The sequence below is a fragment of the Clostridium sp. AM58-1XD genome (assembly GCF_003464085.1).
Lineage (GTDB): Bacteria > Bacillota > Clostridia > Lachnospirales > Lachnospiraceae > Lachnoclostridium_A.
This window is the reverse complement of the sequence record NZ_QSDR01000072.1, coordinates 1-1,971: the sequence shown is the minus strand read 5'-3', so window position 1 is coordinate 1,971 and position 1,971 is coordinate 1. Positions and strand designations below refer to the sequence as shown.

General features: G+C 43.5%; 1 protein-coding gene. It reads right to left on the bottom strand.

Features of this window, described 5'->3' with window-relative positions; genetic code table 11:
* Positions 1-165: 165 nt before the first annotated feature.
* Positions 166-1,413, bottom strand: coding sequence for a dicarboxylate/amino acid:cation symporter (locus tag DXA13_RS20565; protein ID WP_118246845.1), 1,248 nt, complete (start codon positions 1,411-1,413; stop codon positions 166-168).
* Positions 1,414-1,971: the final 558 nt, after the last annotated feature.

Below are 1,971 nucleotides of genomic sequence, written 5' to 3'. Positions count from 1 at the left end.
CTGCGTCCATATGTACGGTCATTCCTGCTTCTTCCATGTACTTCTTTACCAGTGCATGGGCTTCATTCTCTTCCTTAGAAAGAGCCATACAGTATACTCCGTCCTCTGTATTTCCGATCTGACCAAGTTCCATCAGTCTGTTGAAAAGCCTGTCTTTATTAATCATTAATACTGTACCACCTTTTTCTCATTATATACGTCACGGTCAAGCTCACCAAGCTTGCTTGCTACTAACATAGCAACCATAACGTCCACGTCTACGTTCATAAGAGTTCTGAACATACCTGCGAACCAGTCGATACCGATCAGGATTGCAATACTTTCCAGCGGAAGTCCTAAAGAAGAAGCAAGGAAAGTATAAACGATTACGGAACCGCCAGGAACACTGATTGTTCCAAGACACATTAAGCAGGATAACAGAATTGCCATACCCATCTGATATGCAGTCATCTGAATGCCTGTAGACTGTGCCATAAAGAAGATTGCAACTACGTAACACTGAGCAGCGCCACAGCTGTTCATGGACATTGTAATAGGGCCTGTAAAATCAGCTACCTTACGGCTAACACCGAACTTTGTAACTTCGTCTTCCATCTTTGTCGGAAGGCAAATCGCGCCGGATGTTGTTGTAAGAGCCATCATGGACATCTTAGCAAACTTCTTCGGGAACTTTGCAAGATTAACCTTGCACAGAGCTGCTGTAAGAGGTCCATACAGAAGGAACTGGATTAAGTCGCCGATCAGAAGAACGCCAAGGAACTTTGCCATAGGAATCAGAACCTTGAAACCTGTTGCGCCAGCAACGTTTGCTAACAGACAGAAGATACCGATTGGTGCGATTGTCATAACGTTCTTGATGATGTTCGTAATAATGGAGTTGAATCCTTTGATCCAGTCTACCATGTTTCTGTTACCGCTCTGGCTTGTATAAGCGCCCATAGCAACGCCGAAGAACAGTGCGAATACGATACATGGAACCATTGCGCTGTCGGCCATGGAGCCTACAATGTTTGTTGAGAAGAAACCTAAAACAGTATCCTGCAGGGAAGCAGCCTGTACGGTTGCGTTGGCAACTTCTTCTGCACTTGCAATTTCAATTCCCAGACCTGGCTTAACGATCATAGCAAGCGCTACGCCAAGGCCGGCAGATATTAAAGTGAAGAGGATGATCCACTTGAATGTGTGGAATCCCATCTTTCCTACGTCCTGATTATCGCCGCTTCCTACAGCTCCTGCAACAGCAGACATAACCAGAAGTACAACTGACATCTGAATCAAACGAATGAAGATGTCACCAATAAATTTTAAGTTGGACGCCCATGGTCCTACTATGGAACCGAATACGATACCACCTACTGTCGCGATCAGGATCTGCGTTGTAAGGGATATCGACAATCCTTTTTTCTTTTCCATTTTCTTTCCCCTTTTCTCATTTTCTCGTTCCTCATCCGAACTGGCCAGTTCATTGAACATATCTATAGTTTATCGTTTTTTTAGAATTGTTCAATAGCTTTTGTACAAAATGTAGCCACTGAGGTTTAAACTGTAATATGTAATGTATAAACTGCACACATGATTCTGTGCTTTGTTAAAACAAATCAAGCATTTTTTCATGACACAGGCTGACATGATCCAGATTGTGCTGTCTAATATCACTTATGATATTGCCGAAAACCGCCTTACCAGCTTCTTCCCTCCCGGATTCTTTCAGCCGTCTTCAAAAATGCAGAAACAACAAGAGCGCTGCCTGGTGTGGTTCAGACAGCGCTCTTGCTATTTATCATATGAACTTAAAAAGTATTCCGATGATAAGTATACCACTTTATGGTATCTTATGTCAAGCAGGATATTAATCTTCTGCAGCCAGTTTCAGCATGGTGTGGTAAAGCACCTCTGCTCCTGCCGCACAGTCTTCCGGCGAGCTGTATTCGTCCTTATTGTGGCTCAGTCCGTTCTTGGATCTTACAAAGA